The sequence below is a fragment of the Bradyrhizobium sp. Arg816 genome, assembly GCF_029989365.1.
Lineage (GTDB): Bacteria > Pseudomonadota > Alphaproteobacteria > Rhizobiales > Xanthobacteraceae > Bradyrhizobium.
Map to the genome: position 1 here is coordinate 114,143 of NZ_JAPRAQ010000006.1, position 16,157 is coordinate 130,299.

18 protein-coding genes, 1 tRNA gene and 1 pseudogene are annotated in these 16,157 nt (G+C 64.7%); 8 read left to right on the forward strand and 12 right to left on the reverse strand.

From position 1 onward, the window contains the following. Window positions 1-39 precede the first annotated feature (39 nt). The gene (locus OWC48_RS16710; RefSeq protein WP_282520977.1) at window positions 40-669 is read left to right on the forward strand and encodes a DUF1326 domain-containing protein; all 630 of its coding nucleotides are present in this window, start codon (window positions 40-42) and stop codon (window positions 667-669) included. A gap of 49 nt (window positions 670-718) precedes the next feature. Further along, complete coding sequence (locus tag OWC48_RS16715; RefSeq protein ID WP_282521222.1) at window positions 719-1,540, forward strand: DUF2182 domain-containing protein; 822 nt, start codon at window positions 719-721, stop codon at window positions 1,538-1,540. Window positions 1,541-1,603: 63 nt separating this feature from the next. Here the strand turns inward: OWC48_RS16715 and OWC48_RS16720 are convergent, their stop codons facing one another. Further along, window positions 1,604-2,089, reverse strand: coding sequence for a nuclear transport factor 2 family protein (locus OWC48_RS16720; protein WP_282520978.1), 486 nt, complete (start codon window positions 2,087-2,089; stop codon window positions 1,604-1,606). A gap of 172 nt (window positions 2,090-2,261) precedes the next feature. Continuing rightward, window positions 2,262-3,149, reverse strand: a complete 888-nt coding sequence (locus OWC48_RS16725) for a helix-turn-helix domain-containing protein (RefSeq protein ID WP_404979775.1) — start codon at window positions 3,147-3,149, stop codon at window positions 2,262-2,264. 137 nt (window positions 3,150-3,286) lie between these two features. Between OWC48_RS16725 and OWC48_RS16730 the strand changes: the two genes are divergently transcribed. Both OWC48_RS16730 and OWC48_RS16735 read left to right on the forward strand, forming a co-directional pair. Further along, window positions 3,287-3,652 carry a nuclear transport factor 2 family protein gene (locus tag OWC48_RS16730; RefSeq protein WP_282520980.1) on the forward strand — a complete coding sequence of 122 codons (366 nt, stop codon included), beginning with the start codon at window positions 3,287-3,289 and terminating at the stop codon, window positions 3,650-3,652. Window positions 3,653-3,723: 71 nt separating this feature from the next. Continuing rightward, complete coding sequence (locus tag OWC48_RS16735) at window positions 3,724-4,050, forward strand: putative quinol monooxygenase (RefSeq protein ID WP_282520981.1); 327 nt, start codon at window positions 3,724-3,726, stop codon at window positions 4,048-4,050. 178 nt (window positions 4,051-4,228) lie between these two features. On the opposite strand, the gene OWC48_RS16740 is transcribed toward OWC48_RS16735, so the two are convergent. Together OWC48_RS16740 and OWC48_RS16745 are read right to left on the reverse strand one after the other, a co-directional pair. Next, window positions 4,229-4,313: transfer RNA gene (locus OWC48_RS16740), tRNA-Leu, on the reverse strand. Between the two features lie 199 nt (window positions 4,314-4,512). Continuing rightward, window positions 4,513-4,755 (reverse strand): FliM/FliN family flagellar motor switch protein, encoded by a 243-nt coding sequence (locus tag OWC48_RS16745; RefSeq protein WP_015685538.1) that lies wholly within the window; start codon window positions 4,753-4,755, stop codon window positions 4,513-4,515. Between the two features lie 82 nt (window positions 4,756-4,837). Between OWC48_RS16745 and lipB the strand changes: the two genes are divergently transcribed. Next, window positions 4,838-5,575, forward strand: coding sequence for a lipoyl(octanoyl) transferase LipB (lipB, locus tag OWC48_RS16750; protein ID WP_282520982.1), 738 nt, complete (start codon window positions 4,838-4,840; stop codon window positions 5,573-5,575). Between the two features lie 200 nt (window positions 5,576-5,775). Beyond that, window positions 5,776-6,489: a DNA helicase gene (locus tag OWC48_RS16755; RefSeq protein ID WP_282520983.1), complete on the forward strand. Its 714-nt coding sequence runs from the start codon at window positions 5,776-5,778 to the stop codon at window positions 6,487-6,489. 45 nt (window positions 6,490-6,534) lie between these two features. Here the strand turns inward: OWC48_RS16755 and OWC48_RS16760 are convergent, their stop codons facing one another. Next, window positions 6,535-6,957: a 4-oxalocrotonate tautomerase family protein gene (locus OWC48_RS16760; RefSeq protein WP_282520984.1), complete on the reverse strand. Its 423-nt coding sequence runs from the start codon at window positions 6,955-6,957 to the stop codon at window positions 6,535-6,537. A 113-nt stretch (window positions 6,958-7,070) separates the two neighbouring features. Between OWC48_RS16760 and OWC48_RS16765 the strand changes: the two genes are divergently transcribed. Beyond that, on the forward strand, window positions 7,071-7,922 hold the full coding sequence (locus OWC48_RS16765) for a LysR family transcriptional regulator (RefSeq protein WP_282520985.1): 852 nt from the start codon (window positions 7,071-7,073) through the stop codon (window positions 7,920-7,922). On the opposite strand, the gene OWC48_RS16770 is transcribed toward OWC48_RS16765, so the two are convergent. The 4 genes and pseudogenes from OWC48_RS16770 to OWC48_RS16785 all read right to left on the reverse strand — a co-directional run bounded on the left by OWC48_RS16770 (window position 7,919) and on the right by OWC48_RS16785 (window position 11,029). Next, window positions 7,919-8,296: a hypothetical protein gene (locus tag OWC48_RS16770; protein WP_282520986.1), complete on the reverse strand. Its 378-nt coding sequence runs from the start codon at window positions 8,294-8,296 to the stop codon at window positions 7,919-7,921. The two genes, OWC48_RS16765 and OWC48_RS16770, sit on opposite strands and share 4 nt — an antisense overlap. Window positions 8,297-8,356: 60 nt before the next feature. Further along, entirely contained in the window at window positions 8,357-9,793 is a 1,437-nt protein-coding gene (locus OWC48_RS16775) for a TIGR01777 family oxidoreductase (protein ID WP_282520987.1), read from the reverse strand. Next, window positions 9,790-10,455 (reverse strand): annotated as a pseudogene (locus OWC48_RS16780) (DUF4166 domain-containing protein). Before OWC48_RS16780 ends, OWC48_RS16775 begins: the two are co-directional and overlap by 4 nt. Before the next feature lie 16 nt (window positions 10,456-10,471). Next, window positions 10,472-11,029, reverse strand: a complete 558-nt coding sequence (locus tag OWC48_RS16785; protein ID WP_028153219.1) for a GbsR/MarR family transcriptional regulator — start codon at window positions 11,027-11,029, stop codon at window positions 10,472-10,474. Window positions 11,030-11,183: 154 nt separating this feature from the next. On the opposite strand from OWC48_RS16785, the gene OWC48_RS16790 reads away from it, so the two are divergent. Beyond that, window positions 11,184-12,704 carry a PAS domain-containing sensor histidine kinase gene (locus tag OWC48_RS16790; RefSeq protein WP_282520988.1) on the forward strand — a complete coding sequence of 507 codons (1,521 nt, stop codon included), beginning with the start codon at window positions 11,184-11,186 and terminating at the stop codon, window positions 12,702-12,704. A gap of 72 nt (window positions 12,705-12,776) precedes the next feature. Here OWC48_RS16790 and OWC48_RS16795 read toward each other — a convergent pair whose 3' ends face one another. The 3 genes from OWC48_RS16795 to OWC48_RS16805 all read right to left on the reverse strand — a co-directional run bounded on the left by OWC48_RS16795 (window position 12,777) and on the right by OWC48_RS16805 (window position 16,073). Continuing rightward, window positions 12,777-13,076: an acylphosphatase gene (locus tag OWC48_RS16795; protein WP_282520989.1), complete on the reverse strand. Its 300-nt coding sequence runs from the start codon at window positions 13,074-13,076 to the stop codon at window positions 12,777-12,779. Continuing rightward, a complete protein-coding gene (locus tag OWC48_RS16800) occupies window positions 13,073-13,939 on the reverse strand; it encodes an oxaloacetate decarboxylase (RefSeq protein ID WP_282520990.1) in 867 nt (288 codons plus the stop codon). The genes OWC48_RS16795 and OWC48_RS16800 overlap by 4 nt, the downstream gene beginning before the upstream one ends. A gap of 118 nt (window positions 13,940-14,057) precedes the next feature. Further along, window positions 14,058-16,073 (reverse strand): acetyl/propionyl/methylcrotonyl-CoA carboxylase subunit alpha, encoded by a 2,016-nt coding sequence (locus OWC48_RS16805; protein ID WP_282520991.1) that lies wholly within the window; start codon window positions 16,071-16,073, stop codon window positions 14,058-14,060. Window positions 16,074-16,157 lie beyond the last annotated feature (84 nt).

Sequence of the window (16,157 nt, forward strand, 5' to 3'; positions counted from 1 at the left end):
GAAAGTAAACTAACGGGTTCGGCCTAGCGGGAGATAGCGATGGCGGATGTCCCATGGCACCTTTCCGGTGACTATTTCGAGAATTGCAGTTGCAGCATCGTGTGTCCCTGCCTCGTGTCGGCGGCTCCCCCGCTGACCGCGCGACCGACCGAGGGCTTCTGTAACGTACCGCTGATCTTCCACGTCGAGAGCGGCCGCTATGGCAACACCGAGCTCGATGGACTCAATGTCCTGGTCATCCTCCACGCGCCGGGCATCATGGCAGATGGAGATTGGTCGGTGGCCGCCTATATCGACCAGCGCGCCAACGATGAGCAGACCGAGGCTCTAGCTGCGATCTTCACCGGCGCCGCCGGTGGTCCGATGGCTGCGTTCACACCGCTGATCAGCAAGAACCTGGGGGTTCGCAAGGTCCCGATCACATTCCGAATCGAGGGCAAGACGCGGTCCGCGGAAATCCCTGAGATTCTGCACATGTCCGTCGACCCGTTGCCGACCATGCATCCGAGCGGGGAAATGTGGGCCAACATCGGCCATCCCGTCAGCCCTGACAGGATGGTGATGGCAGTCGGCGCCGCCGGTAATACGTTCAGCGATCATGGCATGCGCTGGGACAATTCCGGCAAGAACGGCCTCTATGCGCCGATCCGCTGGTCGAACCAGGCGTGATGCAACTCCTGATCCGGCCTTGCGAGAAGGCCGGCAACACTTACTGCAAATGACCGACGGCCCCCTGGAAACCGTGCTGCGGCGCGATCGCTGGATCGTCGGCGGCGCGATCGGGATCATTGTCGCGCTGGCTTGGGGCTATGTGCTCTGGCTCGCCAAGGACATGGACATGGGCGGCATGGACATGACCGGGTTCCGCATGATCCCGGCCGGAATCGGAATCATGTTGCCGGCGAGCGAGCCATGGCGAGCGATCGAGTTCGCGTATGTGTTGCTGATGTGGGTGGTGATGATGGTCGGAATGATGGCACCCTCGGCAGCGCCCATGATCCTCATGTACGCCCGCGTGGGTCGACAGGGGAAAGCGCAGGGCAAGCCGTTCGCTGCGACCGGCTGGTTTGCGGCCGGTTATCTCCTCGCCTGGGGCGGCTTTTCGCTGGCAGCAACCCTCCTCCAATGGGCAATCGAGCGGGCAGTCCTGCTGGATTCCCGGATGACGATCGCCAGCAATCTGCTCAATGCAATCGTGCTGATCGCGGCGGGAGTCTATCAATGGACACCGCTCAAGGACGTTTGTCTCGCCCAATGCCAGTCGCCGTTCCTGTTCCTGATGCGCCACGGCGGCTTTCGCGACGACCTGCGAGGCTGCCTGCTGCTGGGGCTGCGGCACGGAAGCTATTGTGTCGGCTGCTGCTGGGTCCTGATGGCGCTTTTGTTCGTCGGCGGGGTGATGAACGTGCTTTGGATTGCGCTTTTGGCCCTGCTCGTCCTGTTGGAGAAACTTACGCCGATCGGACGATGGATCGCGCGCGCCGCCGGCATTGCGTGCGCGGCCGCCGGCGTCTGGCTACTCGTGTCGTTGCCGCGGTGATGAGCAACCTGCTTGGTGTTCAGTTCGAATTGCCATCGGCAACACCGCAAGTGCAATTCGACCTTACTGTCGCGCCGCGGGCGCCGGAGCGGCGTCGACAAAGCCGACGACAGACTTGAAGCGGCCGTCGTCGGCAATGAAGGCGAAGTCGGTGCCTTTGATGTAGAGCGGTGCATCCGCAGTGGCGCCCGCGACCCAGGAGAAGCGGACATGGTCATGATGGGCTTCAATACCGCTCGCGAGATTGAGCCGGTAGCCAGGAAACTGCCCCTGGGCCTTCGCGATCATGCCGTCGATGGAGTCGTGCCCGCGCCCATCACGAACTCTGTCGACATAGGTGCCGTCCTCGGTCCATGTCGCGGCGACGAGATCGCGCCGTCGCTTCGCGTCCCGCTCGTTCCACGCCGCCAGATACCGCACGACGATGTCGTTGACGCCGACCATCTTGTCTCCCCCATCGCTTGCTCGCTCGGCTGCGACCGCACCTGACGAAAGTCGCGCGCCAAGCGCGGCCATCGTTGATGCCATCAGAAGATTACGCCTGTTCATTCTGTTCTCCCTCGAGCTGCCCCATGCATCGTTCGCGGCGAGCCCCTCGCTGCTGCGCCAGGGTGCGCCGTGCAGTGGAGAGAGTCGATGATCTCGCAAGTCAAATTGTCTGCTCGGAGAACGCGTGCCGCCTCTGCCCCTCGACGACACACATGGAGCCCGACCAGAAAGGTCAACCAGCCCTGGAGGTGAGCGGATTGCTCGCAACCGACAATCTGGTCTCCTCGACCATGTCGTTCACGATGGCGATCGTGGCCTCGTCGGCCGGAAACAGCATTTCGAGAGCAAGCTCCGACAGCGTGACATCTGCGGGTGCACCGAAAACGGTCGTGGTGTTCAGGAACGAGACTCTGCCGAGACGGGTTTGAACACGAAGTGGCGAAACATATCGCTGAGGACCATCTCGCGATGCGAGCGCCACGCTCCCCTTGGGAACCGGGTAGGACGATACTTCGGTCAAAAGAGCGTGGATGACGGGATCCGCCCTCGCCTCGATCTGCTGCTTCAGCACCGTGACGGTGTGGGCGCGCCACTCGACGAAATTCTCGATGCGCGGTCCCATGCCATCAGGATGCAGGATGAGGCGCACGGCGTTGACCGGACTGCGAAGCAGTTCCGGAGAACACCCCTCGTAAAGCTGCGGCAGCGCCGCGTTCGACAGGACGACGTTCCAGTGTCGGTCCAGCACATACGCCGGATAAGGAAGGTGGACCCGGAGGACCTGCTCCATCGCGGATTTGGCGGATGACATCTCTTCGAGAGACCTCTCGGCGAAGGCGGGCGAAAAGCCTGCGGCGAGCAGAAGCACGTTTTGATCCCGCAACGGCAGGTTCAACTGCTCAGCAAGGCGGTGGACCATCTCCCTGCTCGGACGCGAACGACCCGTCTCCAGATATGACAGATGCCGGGTCGAGCTGTTTGCGGCCAGCGCAAGCGCCGTCTGCGACAGCCCCCGGCTGACCCGCCACCTCCGTAGCAATACGCCGAATTCAACTGCGCGGCCGGACATACGACATCCTACCAAGCGCCGCGTCCGCCACACCATGACCTCCGAGGTCATATTCGCGCCGCACGTCAGCGTGTTTTTGACCTACGAGGTTATCGACCGAGCGCGGTCGCGTGAAGCACCCTTCCCGGGCCTGGCGAAGGTCCGAGCCATGGCGCTGGGGCAGGACCAATCATGCCGAGGAGATCATCATGGAGAGCCCAAGCAGTCTGGCCGACCGTTACGTCGCCGTCTGGAACGAGACCGATACGGAGCGGCGCAAGAGCCGGATCGCGGAACTGTGGGGCCCCGAGGGACGGCACTATGTCGGCGACCGCAAGGTCGAAGGCCGGGAAGCCCTCGAGCGACGGGTGCGCGAATCCCATGAGAAGAACGTCAGGAACAATCGCAACCGGTTTCGAGCGGCCGGCGATGCACGCCGGGTGCACGACACCGTGGTCTTTCACTGGGAAATGCTTCCAGCCAGCGGAGATTCCGTTCTGGCCCGCGGGCTCGAATTCCTCGTCGTCGACGACAGCGGAAAAATCGTCGCCGACTACCAGTTCTTTCCAGCCTAAGGGACGACCGCCGTGCAAACGCTGGTCCGTCGCCGGCAATCACGCCCGAACACATGCCGAGGAGAAGCACCGTGCCGGTCACCTATGTCATCAAGTTTGACGTCGTGCCCGAGCAGCGCACGAATTTTCTGCGGCTGCTCGGGGCGGTGCTCGACGCGATGAGAAACGAGCCGACGTTTCATCAAGCGGTCCTGCATCGCGATCCGGCGTCCAAAAATCGCTTCATGCTCTACGAGACCTGGGAGAGCCATGACGAGGTCGTGAACGTTCAGATCAAGCGACCCTATCGAGACGCCTGGCATGAGGCGCTTCCCGCACTGCTCGCACGCGATCGCGATATCGAGGTTTGGGAGTCGCTGCGGAGCGACTATGCTCGAAGTCTTCTGAGCTCCAATTGACGGCGTTACAGCGTCGCCAGCGGAGACTCTACCGCACGAGCGCGGCGTGCCACCTGGTATCCCGTCTCCGGCGTCTGCATCAACTTCCAGGGGGCTTGTTGGCGCAAATTCGCGCCGCAAAAGGGCGGCTTTCAAGCCACCCGGAAACAACACTTAGATTTCAATTGGTTACATGCCTTGGTGCGCTCGGAGGGACTCGAACCCCCACGATTTTACTCACTGCCACCTCAAGGCAGCGCGTCTACCAATTCCGCCACGAGCGCTTTGGGGATGCCGGCTTAGGGCTTGAGGCCTGCCGGATCAACGGCGCCGATCTAACAAATCCATCAGAGGGGTACAAGCCTGCAAAGGCCCCGAATTCCACAAGCTTGGCAGGAAAAATCCGGACCCCTGCCCGGATCGGCCCTATCGAGTGCCCCGGCCCTACAGGATGCCCCGGGGCCGCTACCGCGTGCCCCGGCCCTACCGCGTGCCAGTCGTGCGCGGCAGCATCTGCTTGACCTCGACCGCGATCCGGTTGCGGTCAACCAGCACGACGCCGGAGGCGACCGGCAGGTTGTTGGCGAGAACCTTGACCTCGTCGGCCTCGGTTGCGTCCAGCTCGATGATGGCGCCGCGGGAAAGACGTAATACTTGATGGATTGGCATGGTGGTCGTCCCGAGGACGACCATGAGATCCACGGTGACTTTGTCGAGAGTGGGCACTGTCAGGACCGCCGCAACTTGGGACTTAAGCCAAAGGACTTGGCATTTGCTCCTGAGATGATCACCACGTTATGGTTAGCCAATGGTTAATTCGCCTCAAAACCCCCGCCAAGACCTCGATTTGACGTCGTTTTCCGCCTCCACCGGCGAGCCTGTGGAGTGGCGAATCTCGGACGCGCCGGTGCCCTATCCGGAAGCCGTGGCCGCCATGGAGGCGCGAGTCGCTCAGATCGCCGCCGGCGAGGCGCCCGAGCTGGTCTGGCTGCTCGAGCACCCCCCGCTCTACACCTCCGGCACCTCGGGCAAGGACACCGACCTGCTCGATCCCCGCTTCCCGACCTTCGCCACCGGGCGCGGCGGGCAGCTCACCTATCACGGGCCCGGCCAGCGGGTGGCCTATGTCATGCTCGACCTCAAGCGGCGCCGGCCGGACGTCCGGGCCTATGTCGCGAGCCTGGAGGAATTGATCCTGCGGACGCTCGCCGCCTTCAATGTCCGCGGCGAACGGCGCGAGGACCGGGTCGGCGTCTGGGTGAAGCGCCCGGACAAGGGGCCCGAGCACGAGGACAAGATCGCGGCGATCGGCGTGCGGCTGAAGCGCTGGGTCTCATTCCACGGCATCGCCATCAATGTCGAGCCGGAGCTGTCCCATTTCGCCGGCATCGTGCCCTGCGGCGTCGCCGATCCCCGCTACGGCGTCACCTCGCTGGTCGATCTCGGCCAGCTCGTGACCATGGCCGATGTCGACGTGGCGCTGCGCCAGGCGTTCGAGGAGCTGTTCGGACCAACCCGCGCGCTGGTGGCGGAAGCGGCAGTCTAACTTTTCCTGTTCGAGCCTGACCGGCGCATATTCTCCGCTTGTAGTGGAATCGGCTATGCTTGTGTCAGGTGCCGCCCACGCCTCCCCCCTCCGCCGGGAAAGCAGACCTCATGCCGGGCGAATAGATCATCGGACCGACTGTTCGAGCGCCAGGCATAAGGAGGGATTGCGCTTTCTGCTCGCAATGGGAGGTTTTGACGATGAGACTCTCTGCGCCGATCTATCATCTGAAGCGACGAGCCAAGCGCCTGTCGCGCGAGGAAGGCATTCCGCTCCACGACGCGCTTGACCGCATCGCTGCGGCGGAAGGGTTTTCCGCCTGGAGCATGCTCGCGGCAAAGGCCGCCGCACTCACGCCCGCCAATCGCCTGTTCCCGCAATTCCGCCCGGGTGATCTGGTGCTGGTGGGCGCGCGCCCCGGTCAGGGCAAGACCCTGATGAGCCTCGAACTTGCCGTGGAGGCCATGAGGTCGGGCCATCGCGCTGCGTTCTTCTCGCTCGAATACACCGAGAAAGACGTCTTCGACCGCTTGCGGGCGATTGGCGTGGACCCCGCGCAACTCGCTGACATGTTCGAGATCGACTGCTCCGACGCCATCAGCGCCGACTACGTCGTCAAGCAGATGGCCGCGGCGCCTCGTGGCACGGTCGTGGTGATCGATTATCTGCAACTGCTCGACCAGAGGCGGGAAACTCCTGATCTCGCTGTTCAGGTGCGCGCACTGAAATCCTTCGCGCGCGACGCCGGGCTGATCGTCGTCTTCATCTCGCAGATCGACCGGTCCTATGATCCGTCGGTGAAGCCCTGCCCGGACCTCGACGATATCAGGCTGCCGAACCCGCTGGACCTCAAGCTGTTCGACAAGACGTGCTTCATCAACAATGCCGAAGTCCAGTTCCGCGCGGCGAGCTGATGGCCTCAGGCCGCGGGTGAGTTTCTTCACCCGCGGCCTGCGACCTCACGCCGCCTGCAGCGAAACTTCGAGCTTGCCGGCGATGTAGCGCCGCTCCTGGGTCAGGCCGCCAAAACCGTAGGCATCGCTCTTGACCTCGTCGACGTGCAGATACGTCTCGGGATGCAGCGGGCCCAAAATCTCGGCCATGCGCTTGAACATCGCGGCGAGATAGGCCGCCTTCTCGTCCTTGGTGTTGGTGCCTTCGCTGACATGGACGTCGATCCAGTAGCTGGCAAGCTTCTGCTCGGCGAGCGACTTGCCGCCGGCGAACCAGTCGCCTGCGTCGACCGATTTCACGATAATGGCGGTCACCCTGGGATCCTTGTGCAGGATTTTTGCGGTCAGCTCGGACACGGCGTTGGCGATATCGGCCTTCAGCGACGGCGACTGGCGGGAGGTGGTGTAGGACACGGTGATCAGGGGCATGGTCGTTCTCCTCAAGATGCTGCGCGGAGTTTGCGCGGCGTTGATGAGAAGCTAGACCTTGCCCCGTCATTTCGATATCTTATCCTTACTGATACCAGTGATAATGATACGTAATGACAGCAACCCTCGACATCGCCACCATCAAGGCCTTCCTGCTGGTCGCCGACCTCCAGAGTTTTACGCGTGCCGCCGAAGCGCTCGGCACGACGCAGGCCGCCGTCAGCCTGAAGCTGCAGCGGCTGGAGACATTGCTGGGAAAGCGCCTCGTCGAGCGCTCGCCGCGGGCGGTCCGGCTCACCGCCGACGGCGCCGCGTTCCTCGATCGCGCCCGCGCACTGATGGAAGCGCATGACCGCGCACTCTCAGGCGAGGCGCCGACCGCACAGTCGCTCTCGCTTGGCATCTCCGATCACGCCGCGGGCCCCGAGCTGGTGCCGCTGCTCGAACGCCTGCACGCAATGTCATCGAACCTCACCCTCGCCGTCACCATCGGCTTCTCGCGCGAGATGCAGGACGCCTACGACGCAGGTCAGCTCGATGCCGTGATCGTCCGCCAGGAAGGCAGCCGCCGCGGCGGCGAAAAGCTGGCCGAAGACGAGTTCGGCTGGTTCGCGTCACGGCGCTTCACTCTGCCGAAGGGTGAGCCGCTGCCGCTCGCAACCCTCGCCCCGCCCTGCGGCGTCCGCGCCGTCGCCGTGCGCGCGCTCGACAAGGCCGGCATCGCCTGGCGCGAACGCTTTGTCGGCGGCGGCGTTACGGCGGTGGTCGCGGCCGCGCTTGCCGGGCTCGCAATCGCACCGCTCGCGCGCCGGATCGCGCCGGCAGGCCTGATCGACATCGGGCCTGTGCACAAGCTGCCGAAGCTCGGCAGCTCGAAGGTAATGCTGCATTCGAAGGTCAGCGATCCCGCCAAGCTCGCGGCGCTGCGTGCGGTGGCGGCGACGTTCCGAAGCGTGGCAGCCTAGCGCTTAGGCTGCCCTTCCTCGCCCGCATACTTGCCCGCGGCAAACCAATAGACGATTCCCGCGAGAGCTCCGGCCAGTACAAAGAGCAGCCCCAACGGATGGTTGGCCCCAACGGTGATCCGCCAAATGAATGCACCGATCGCCGCACCGGCAGGAACGTAGAACAACACAGAGCGAATGCGGAGCGCTTCCCCGAACAAGATCACGAGTGCGGCCGGCATCCCACTGAGCAGGCAGACCAGGATCAAGATCAGCGGCAAGACAAACAAGACCAAGGTGATGATACCGCCGAGGTTCTCCTCAAGACCCCGGTACGGCAGGGACAGGATCATCGCGATGACCGGCAATGCCGCCAATGTCGTCGCTGCCGTCAAGCATCCCCGAAACCAACCGTTCACCACACGCGGGCAGCTATCGCAAGACATGACATCACCTCACAAAATCGCCTCGAACGCGCTGCGCAGCGTTTCGTGCCGAAAGACAAAACCGCGGCTCAGCGCCTTGTTCGGCAGCACGCGCTGACCGCCGAGCAGAAGCTCGTCGGCAAAGCCGCCGCCGATCCGGCGCAACAGGCCGCCGGGAATACGGAACACCGCGGGCCGGTGCAGGCGGCGGCCGAGCTCCTCGGTGAACTTTGCGTTGGTGACCGGGATCGGCGCGGTGGCGTTGACGGGCCCAGCGAGATCGGGCGTCGCCATCACATAGGCAATCAGCCGGATCAGATCGTCGCGCTCGATCCAGGACATCCACTGCCGCCCGGTGCCGAGCGGACCGCCGAGGCCGAACTCGAACGGCGTCAGCATGCGCGTGATGAAGCCGCCTTCGGTGCCAAGCACGAGGCCGATGCGCAAATAGACCACGCGGACACCGAGCTCCTCGGCCGGCCGCGCCGCGGTCTCCCAGGCCGCGCAGAGCTCGTGGCTGAAGCAGGCATGAGACTTGGCCGATTCCGTCAGCACCTGGTCGGCCCAGAGGCCGTACCAGCCGATCGCGGAGCCGCTGACGAGCACCTCCGGCTTGCGCTCGAGCCGCGCGATCAGTTTTACGACCTCGCCGGTCATGTCGATCCGCGAGCCGAGAATCTTCGCGCGCTTCGCCTCGGTCCAGAGGCCGTTGCCGATCGGCTCGCCGGCGAGATTGACGATTGCGTCGATTGGCGTGTCCGCGGCGAGCTGATCGAGGCTCGTGATCAGCGTGACCGGCGGCGGCAGCATCTCGGCCTTCGCGGGGTTGCGGATCAGCGCGATGACGTGATGCCCTGCCCCGCTGAGGCTCGTCGCAAGGCGGCTGCCGATGAAGCCGGTCGCGCCAGTGATCAGCACGGTCTTGCGACCGGGCAGCTTTTCGACGAGCCCCTGCGCGGGGACGCTTCGCATGCGGCCGAGCCGGCGCATCGCCGCAAAATCCCTGACGCCGCAGAGCGCCGCTCCGACGGCGCAGGCGGTCGCCGCAATGCTGAGCAGGCCTTGATGCACGACGGTCACGCCAAACGGTTGCATCCCCCAATCGATCAGCACCGGCAACAGCAGCACCAGGATGGCGCCGTAATTGATCGCCAGCAGTGTGTGATTGATCCGCTCGCTCGGTGGCAGCTTCCGGCTCAGATCCTCCTCGACGAAATCCATCAGCGTGATCACGATCTCGGCGACCAGGACTGCCACGATCAGCAGTGCCAGCACGCCATGGACTTCGAGCCAGCCGAGCACAACGAACAGCAGCGCATAGAGCATGTTGCGGATACCGTGCAGCTTCAATTCGAAGCGCTGCGACGGGCGCCAGGCCAGGCGCTCGGTGAATTCGTGGTGATAGAAGGTGTCGAACACGCCCATCACGATCTGGATGGCGATGAGGGTCCACAACAGCGGCGTCATGATACGGCCTCCCTGAAGACGGCGGACTGGTGGATCAGAGCGCCGTAACGCGGGTGAGTGACATCGAGGGTGAAACGAAACGCGCCTTCGCCGAGATCGCTATGGGTCACCGTGAGATCGCCGGGCGTGAGCCATTGCGGCAGCGGGATCCACAAGCGTCCGAGCTGGAGTCCGTAGCCGGCACTGCGGAAGGTCAGGGCCTGTCCCTCGACCGCGATGCGGAGCGCCATCGAGACGCCGAAGCCAACATACTCTTCGAGTCCGGTCGGGCCGGCAAAACGCTTGGCGGAATGGATCACTTGCGGAAAGCCGCGCTTGCGCGCGCAGATGCGGGTCCAGGTCTGGCCGCCGGTCGCACCGTGCTCGGTGACGGTCACGATCATAGGGACACCGGTGTCGCGGCCGGTCGGCAGCGGTCCGCCGATCAGGCGGGCGGCCAGCGCGAACCACTAGCCGATGTCGCTGAAGCTGACCTCGTCGACCACGCCGACATAGACGACGCTGTCGCCGTCAGCGACGCGTTTTGAAAAGCGCCGCCAGGTCGCGAGCGGCAACCGGCCCCAATCCTCGTCCGACAGCAACCCGCGGAAGCGGCGGTCGTCGAGCAGTTTGACGTGAGCGGAGGGAGATGCGCTGGAGTCTGATAATCGAGCGGACGTCATCGCACCCTCCTCAACGCTATTTGGCCTTGCCCAGCGGCAGCAGGTTGGCGATCTTCTCGCCAAGCCGCATCAAGGCGACCAGCCGCGGCCGCGGCACCTTCAGCATCTGCATGAACCAGTGGTCGGCGAGCTCGGTGAAGGCGAGCATCTCCTTCAGCCGTTTGGCTGCGACCGGATTGATGGTGGGATCGTCGGCGGCATCGGACACGCAGGCCCGGAGCGCCGTGATCGCCGGATCGAGCTCCCGCTCCTTGCGCCGCGCCGCGATTCTCGCGGCGACCTCCCAGATGTCGGTCTCGGCCTCGTAATGGTCGCGGCGGTCGCCGAGGATCGGCACCCGCCGGATCAGGTTCCAGGCGAGCAGCTCCTTCAGCGAGTTCGAGACATTGGAGCGCGCCATGCCGAGCGTGTCGGCGATGTCCTCGGCCGTCATCGGCGCCTCGGCGAGATAGAGCAGCCCGTGGATCTGGCTGACCGAGCGGTTGACGCCCCACCCGTCCCCCATGTCGCCCCAATGCAGGATGAAGCGCTCGACGGCGGCGGGCAGTTTCTTCTTTCCGGTTATTTCTGTCATAACAGAAATATCTGACGAACGCGACTGATTGTCAAGAGCGCGCTCCGCGGCTTGCGTCCTGTATACCGTCCGTCGTATTTGCCTAAAAAGCGGCCCAGAGAACGGGAACCAAACGCCCTTCCGGGCGTTTGCCCCGGTTCCAGGCGGGTTGAGAATGACGACAAAGTCCAGTCAACAGAGAGACTTGTTCGAAAGCGAGCGCAGTTTTCGGCTGTTGGTGGAAGGAGTCGCGGACTACGCGCTCTACATGCTCGATCCCACCGGGATCATCACGAGCTGGAACATCGGCGGCGAGCGGATCAAGGGCTATTCGCCCGGAGAGATCCTCGGCCAGCATTTCTCGCGCTTCTACACCGAGACCGACCGCGCCAACGGCAAGCCCGCGCGCGCCCTCGGCATCGCGCGGGACCACGGCCGCTACGAGGAGGAAGGCTGGCGCGTCCGCAAGGATGGCACGTTCTTCTGGGCGAGCGTCATCATCGATCCGATCTACGAGCACGGCAACCTGGTCGGCTTCGCCAAGATCACCCGCGACATCACCGAGCGGCGCAATTCGCAGCTCAAGCTCGAAGCGATGCAGAGGCAACTTGCCGAGTCGCAGAAGTTCGATGCGCTCGGACAGCTCACCGGCGGCGTCGCGCACGACTTCAACAACCTCCTGATGATCATCAGCGGCAGCCTTCACATCCTCAAGAAGCGCGATGAGGACGAGGCCAAGATTCAGCGCGCGATGTCCGCGATCGAGACCGCAACCAAGCGCGGCGCCGCACTGACCGGCCAGCTCCTGACCTTCGCGCGACGGCAGAGCGTCAATCCCCAGGCGATCCGCCTCGGCGACCGCATCGAGGCGATCCGCGAAGTGCTTCACGCCGGCGTCGGGAGCGCCGTTCGTCTCGCCTTCGACATCGACCGCGAGGTCTGGTCGGTCAAGGCTGATGTCTCCGAGCTCGAGACGGGGCTGCTCAATCTCGTCATCAACGCTCGCTATGCCATGCCCGACGGCGGTACGGTGACGGTCGGCGCACGCAACGTCGTCCTGGATGATCCGCTCCACAGCGGCGAGTTCGTCGCCATCACCGTCGCCGATACCGGGCTTGGCATCCCCTCCGACGTCGTCGACAAGATCTTTGAGCCGTTCTTCACGACCAAACCCGTCGGAAAAGGCACCGGCCTCGGCCTGTCGCAGGTGCACGGCTTCGCCCATCAGGCGGGCGGCACGGTCAAGGTCGCAAGCGAGCTCGGCAAGGGCACGACCTTCACCATCCTGCTGCCGCGCGAAACCGCGACCGCACCGATCGAGATCCCTGAAGCGGTACCGGTTCCCGGCAACGGCACCGTGCTGCTGGTCGAGGACAATCCCGATGTCGCGATCGTCAGCATCGGCTTGTTGGAGCAGCTCGGCTATCGCGTGCACCGGGTTGCCGACGCCGAGTCCGCCTTGCGCGAGCTCGAGAAGAACGGCGTCGACTTCGTGTTCACCGACATCGTGATGCCCGGCAAGATGGATGGGCTCGGTCTCGCCCATCATCTGCGCCAGATCCACCCTGGCCTGCCGATCCTGCTCGCCACCGGCTATAGCGAAGCCGCCGCCGATGTCCGCGGCGACTTCCCGATCCTGCGCAAGCCCTACGAGATCCACGAGCTGAGCGAGGCGATCTCGAAGCTGCCGCGGTGATAGCACGCGCGGCACAAAGAACGTGGATGCCCGGGACAAGCCCGGGCATGACGACCTCTTCGGAGAGCGCACCTACACAGTCGGCAGAACCGAGAACTTCTCCCCTGCCTTGCGCAGATTCAGTTCATCGACACTTGCCGTCTCGCTGGTGACGCTGTCCACGCGCGAGGACGGCGGGCCGTGGCGGCATAGCGCGACCATGTCGGCGACATGCTTCGGTGTTCCTGCGAACAGCGCCTCCACGCTGCCGTCGCGGCGGTTGCGGACCCAGCCTTCCAGCCCGCACGTGGTGGCTTGAAACTCGACCCAGGCCCGATAGCCGACGCCCTGGACGCGGCCGCGGATCATGACTTGGAGGATCGCCTGGCTCACTTTTTCAGCCCGAGAAGATCGGCGCTGCGCGCCTTGACGTCGGCCTCGCGCATGACGCGGTTGGTCAGGTCCGGCGATGGCAGGCCTTTGAGGTTCTTCGGCAGCGTGCCCTCGCGCAACGCTTTCTGCGTCTCGTAGACGGCCTGCGTGGCAGCCGCGATCGGCGCGTGGCCCTGAAGCGCGATGCGGACGCGCTGGCCGGCGAGATAGTCGATCGCGTTCAGTTCGTCCGGCGCACCGCCGAGCACGATCGGCAGATGGGTAGCTGATACGATGGCCTCGAGCTCGGCGCGCGACTTGATGCCGGTGAAGAACAGCGCGTCGACGCCGGTCGCCTCATAGGCCCTGGCGCGGCGGATCGCATCCTCGATCGAGGTGACCGAGGCAGCTCCAGTGCGGCCCATGATGACGAGCGAGGGATCGCTGCGGCCGTCCAGCGCCGCCTTCATCTTGCCGACGCCTTCTTCCAGCGAGATCAGCTGCGTCTTGGCCTCGCCAAAGGCGGCCGGCAACAGCGTGTCCTCGATGGTGAGGCCGGCGGCGCCCGCGGTCTCCAGCTCCTGCACCGTGCGGCGCACGTTGAGCGCATTGCCATAGCCGTGATCGGCATCGACCAGCACCGGCAGCGTCGCCGCGCGCGACATCCGCCGCATCTGCTCGGCCAGCTCGGTGAGCGTGATCAGCGTGACATCGGGGTCGCCGAGCACCGCGAGCGAGGCCACCGAGCCGCCGAACATGCCGAGCGGAAAGCCGAGATCCGCGGCGATGCGGATGGAGATCGCGTCATAGACCGAGCCGGGATGAACGCAGGCCGAGCCGTTCAGGATCGAACGCAGTTTTTCGCGGCGGGAACGAAAGGCCATGGTGCCCTCTCAACTGTTGCGACGCAGCCGCAACATACTCCGTCATTGCGAGCGCAGCGACTTGTCCGCCGAAGCCTTGGCGAAGGCGGAAGCAATCCAGAAATGCGTCACCCAGACCTTACGCAAACTCCAGAATCAGCGCGTCCACCGCGAGCGTCGCGCCCGCGCTGGCGTGGATCTTCTTCACCGTGCCGTCCTGCTCGGCGCGGAGCACGTTCTGCATCTTCATGGCTTCGACCACCGCGAGCGTCTCGCCGGCCTTGATCTCCTGCCCTTCGGTCACCGCGATCGAGACCACGAGGCCCGGCATCGGGCAAAGCAGCTTCTTGCCGGAGTCTGAGGCCGTGGTCACCGGCATCAGCCGCGCCGAGGCTGCTTCCGCCTCGGTCCAGACATAGACCGGCACCTCGACGCCCTGATGCGCAAGGCGGATGCCGTTGGCGATCGGGCGCGCCTGCACCGCGACGAAATGGCCGTCGATGGTGCCCTGCCAGACCGGATCGCCCGGCTTCCATGGCGACTGCAGCAGATGCGCGTTGCCGGCCTTGCCTTCGGCATCGACGAAGCGGATCGTGATCGCATCGCCCTCGCGTCCGACCTCGAGCAGAATCTCCTGGCGGTCGAGCCAGACCGCGCGGCGACGCTCGCGCTGCACGATGCGGCCGCCCATCTGGCCCGAGATCTGCCGTTTGCGCTCGCCGAGCACGTGGTCGATGGCGGCGCCGACCGCGGCGATCCGCCGCGCGACCTCGCCTTCGGGCACGCGCACGGCAAAGCCCTTGGGGAATTCCTCGGCGATGAAACCGGTCGAGAGCCGTCCCTCGCGCCAGCGCGGATGGTGCATCAGCGCCGACAGGAACGGGATGTTGTGCCTGATACCCTCGACATAGAACGAATCCAGCGCGGTGGCCTGCGCTTCGATCGCGGCCGCGCGCGACGGCGCATGCGTGACGAGCTTGGCGATCATCGGATCGTAATGGATCGAGATCTCGCCGCCCTCCTGCACGCCGGTGTCGTTGCGCACGGTGATGCCGTCCTGGCTCGCTTCGGCCGGCGGGCGATACTTCACGAGGCGTCCGATCGAGGGCAGGAAGTTACGAAACGGATCCTCGGCGTAGAGGCGGGATTCCACCGCCCAGCCGGTGAGCGTCACGTCCTTCTGGCTGATCGCGAGCTTCTCGCCCGCGGCGACGCGGAGCATCTGCTCGACGAGGTCGATGCCGGTGACGAGCTCGGTGACGGGATGCTCGACCTGGAGGCGCGTGTTCATCTCCAGGAAGAAAAAGCTCTTGTCCTGCCCCGCGACGAATTCGACGGTGCCGGCGGAGTCGTAATTCACCGCCTTGGCGAGTGCGACGGCCTGCTCGCCCATCTTGCGGCGGGTGGCCTCATCGAGCAGCGGCGACGGCGCCTCCTCGATGACCTTCTGGTTGCGGCGCTGGATCGAGCATTCGCGCTCGCCGAGATAGATGACGTTGCCGTGCTTGTCGCCCAGCACCTGGATCTCGATGTGGCGGGGATCGACGATGAACTTTTCGACGAAGACGCGGTCGTCGCCGAACGAGGCTTTCGCCTCGGCCTTGGCAAGGTTGAAGCCCTCGGCGACCTCGCTCTTCGAATGCGCGATGCGCATGCCCTTGCCGCCGCCACCGGCGGAGGCCTTGATCATCACGGGATAGCCGATCTCGTCGGCGATCCTCACCGCATGCTTGTCGTCCTCGATGACGCCGAGATAGCCCGGCACGGTCGAGACGTTGGCCTTCGCGGCGGCCTTCTTGGATTCGATCTTGTCGCCCATCGCCGCGATCGCGCCCGGGTTCGGGCCGATGAAGACGATGCCGGCGGCCTCAAGCGCGCGCGGAAACGCCTCGCGCTCGGACAGGAAGCCGTAGCCGGGATGCACGGCCTCGGCGCCCGTCTTGCGGCAGGCCTCCACGATCTTCTCGATCACCAGATAGCTCTCGGCGGCCGCGGGCGGGCCGATCAGCACGGCCTCGTCGGCCATCTCGACATGGAGGGCATCGCGGTCGGCCTCGGAATAGACCGCAACCGTCTGAATTCCCATGCGGCGAGCGGTCTTGATGACCCGGCAGGCGATTTCGCCGCGATTGGCGATCAGAATGCGTTTGAACATGCTTTTCTTGAGTCTCGACCTTGGGCGGGACCCTTCCCTGGCCGTTGGGGCCTGTGGGGGACGGGCCGTGTGGCCCCCGTGGTA

What these genes read in the sequence shown, in the direction of transcription:
- OWC48_RS16755 (WP_282520983.1), top strand. Translation starts at nt 5,776, where the DNA reads ATGAGACTCTCTGCGCCGATCTATCATCTGAAGCGACGAGCCAAGCGC.
- OWC48_RS16710 (WP_282520977.1), top strand. Translation starts at nt 40, where the DNA reads ATGGCGGATGTCCCATGGCACCTTTCCGGTGACTATTTCGAGAATTGC.
- lipB (WP_282520982.1), top strand. Translation starts at nt 4,838, where the DNA reads ATGGTTAATTCGCCTCAAAACCCCCGCCAAGACCTCGATTTGACGTCG.
- OWC48_RS16805 (WP_282520991.1), bottom strand. Translation starts at nt 16,073, where the DNA reads ATGTTCAAACGCATTCTGATCGCCAATCGCGGCGAAATCGCCTGCCGG.
- OWC48_RS16765 (WP_282520985.1), top strand. Translation starts at nt 7,071, where the DNA reads ATGACAGCAACCCTCGACATCGCCACCATCAAGGCCTTCCTGCTGGTC.
- OWC48_RS16715 (WP_282521222.1), top strand. Translation starts at nt 719, where the DNA reads ATGACCGACGGCCCCCTGGAAACCGTGCTGCGGCGCGATCGCTGGATC.
- OWC48_RS16775 (WP_282520987.1), bottom strand. Translation starts at nt 9,793, where the DNA reads ATGACGCCGCTGTTGTGGACCCTCATCGCCATCCAGATCGTGATGGGC.
- OWC48_RS16800 (WP_282520990.1), bottom strand. Translation starts at nt 13,939, where the DNA reads ATGGCCTTTCGTTCCCGCCGCGAAAAACTGCGTTCGATCCTGAACGGC.
- OWC48_RS16790 (WP_282520988.1), top strand. Translation starts at nt 11,184, where the DNA reads ATGACGACAAAGTCCAGTCAACAGAGAGACTTGTTCGAAAGCGAGCGC.
- OWC48_RS16730 (WP_282520980.1), top strand. Translation starts at nt 3,287, where the DNA reads ATGGAGAGCCCAAGCAGTCTGGCCGACCGTTACGTCGCCGTCTGGAAC.
- OWC48_RS16720 (WP_282520978.1), bottom strand. Translation starts at nt 2,089, where the DNA reads ATGAACAGGCGTAATCTTCTGATGGCATCAACGATGGCCGCGCTTGGC.
- OWC48_RS16760 (WP_282520984.1), bottom strand. Translation starts at nt 6,957, where the DNA reads ATGCCCCTGATCACCGTGTCCTACACCACCTCCCGCCAGTCGCCGTCG.
- OWC48_RS16725 (WP_404979775.1), bottom strand. Translation starts at nt 3,149, where the DNA reads ATGACCTCGGAGGTCATGGTGTGGCGGACGCGGCGCTTGGTAGGATGT.
- OWC48_RS16785 (WP_028153219.1), bottom strand. Translation starts at nt 11,029, where the DNA reads ATGACAGAAATAACCGGAAAGAAGAAACTGCCCGCCGCCGTCGAGCGC.